Origin of the sequence: Enterobacter sichuanensis (assembly GCF_002939185.1) — a bacterium.
GTDB classification, from domain to species: domain Bacteria; phylum Pseudomonadota; class Gammaproteobacteria; order Enterobacterales; family Enterobacteriaceae; genus Enterobacter; species Enterobacter sichuanensis.
Genome location: NZ_POVL01000146.1, coordinates 1 through 1,318, shown reverse-complemented (window position 1 = coordinate 1,318; position 1,318 = coordinate 1). Strand labels below are relative to the sequence as shown.

The following is a 1,318-nucleotide window of genomic DNA, read 5'->3' as shown; positions in this document are numbered from 1 at the left end:
ATGGGTCTTCCCCGATCATGGTGGGAAGGCTCAGAACGCCATATTCAGCTTTCCGTAGTGGAACATCACCCCCAGTTTAAAGCGCTCCCGGTTTCGGTATCCCCTGGCTTTTATCCTCAGCAGCCTGATCTTGCTGTTAAGTGCCTCCGCATTTCCGTTTGAGACACTGTGTCGCATCGCATTCAGGATCCCGTACAGCCTTTTTCCTATCGTTTTCGCGGCATTTTTCATCATGGGAACGTCACTGTTAGCCGCCAGCGCCAACCATCTCTGCCAGTCACTCCGTCTTTCCTCGCTCCATGGCCTGTTCCAGATATCCTTTGCCAGCTCTTTCAGCGCCCAGCACTGGCTCGTCAGCTTCATCTGTGCACGCAGCCACATCAGCTTTTCCTGCCGGGATTCGGTCATCCACTTATCGCTGTACTGCCACAGGAAGCGGGTTCCTTTTGCCTGGTGTCGGCTTTCAACAGGGAGGTGCGGATGTTCATTCTGACGGGTTTTATCAACTACCTCGCCCAGTTGCTTCGCCACATGGAAGCGGTCAAAGGCGATTTTCTCAACCGCACTGGGTAAGTGGATACGCGCTGCTCTTATATAGCCCGCGTTCATGTCCATTGAGAGCGTTTTGATAGCCAGCAACTGCCCATCAGTGAGCGTGCGAAGATAGCCGGCAAGACTCTCTGTGCCGCGATCATCCGTTAAGGCCAGCGCCCGACCATCGCGATCGGAGATCACCGTTATGTAACGATGTCCTTTTTTAAAGGCGACCTCATCCACATTCATATGACGGGCGGATAATGGCTTTTTTATCCGGGCAAGACCTCGCTTAACTGCCCGGGTCATAATGCCGTCAACCGCATTCCAACTGAGCTTAAGTTGCTTCCTGACAGCATCAACGGTGCTGATTTTCAGCCATGAGAGAACGAACGATTCGAATAGCAACGTATACCGGCTTCCGGGGCCAGCCCACGGAACAGGCAACGTCAGGCAGCCATGCTCCGGACACATAATTCGTGGAACATCGGCTTCAACAATAGTGGTGAACTGGCAGGTATCAAGATGGCGCCATTTACGATGACGGTGATCGTGAACAGAACAGGATTTACCGCAGGTCGGACAGGCTAGCCGGGTGTTTTCAGCGATCTCAATAGTGACAGTAACAGAACCGGCATTTTCATCGAGAGAAAGGGACTTTACCTGCCACGGATCGGACAGGTTGAGAATATGAGCGTAGAGGGACTTTTCGTCCATGGCGGTGACCTCTGGCGATTAAATACACCATTATCATGCCTTCAGCCACCACAACAAGGGAAGACCC

At 52.7% G+C, this 1,318-nt stretch carries 1 protein-coding gene; it reads right to left on the bottom strand.

Annotation, left to right across the window (positions count from 1 at the left end):
* Positions 1 to 30 precede the first annotated feature (30 nt).
* Positions 31 to 1,251, bottom strand: a complete 1,221-nt coding sequence (locus tag C5687_RS24205; RefSeq protein WP_000343760.1) for an ISL3-like element ISKox3 family transposase — start codon at positions 1,249 to 1,251, stop codon at positions 31 to 33.
* Positions 1,252 to 1,318: the final 67 nt, after the last annotated feature.

Bases quoted from the DNA above. Each gene is read 5' to 3' on its own strand.
- C5687_RS24205 (WP_000343760.1), bottom strand. From the start codon at position 1,251: ATGGACGAAAAGTCCCTCTACGCTCATATTCTCAACCTGTCCGATCCG.